Below are 303 nucleotides of genomic sequence, written 5' to 3'. Positions count from 1 at the left end.
TAGGCGAGCGTCTCCTCGATGTTGTCCTCCACCCAGCCGGTGAGCTTGGGGTATTTGCCGCCCCATTTGGCAAGCCATGCCGCCAGATCGCGCCGCACCTCGCCAAGATCGCGCCGGTCGCACATCCAGCGGAGCTCGAGCAGGCAATCGTCGTCGACCTCTCGCAATGATGCCGTCCTCGCGCACCCGCTCATAGCGCGCATCCAGGATCAGATAGGGGAATGGCTCCTTGAGCTTGCGCTCGCAAAACGCCTTCAGCGACGCATCCAGCCGTTTGTTGATGGCGCTGATCGCCGAGGCCGA

At 63.4% G+C, this 303-nt stretch carries 1 pseudogene; it reads right to left on the bottom strand.

Annotation, left to right across the window (positions count from 1 at the left end):
• Positions 1 to 303: pseudogene (locus ACZXDY_RS46665) on the bottom strand (transposase); the annotation flags it as partial.

This window comes from Bradyrhizobium sp. LeoB3, assembly GCF_055456055.1.
Note: the sequence above shows the minus strand (reverse complement) of the source record. Positions and strands in the feature narration are given on the sequence as shown.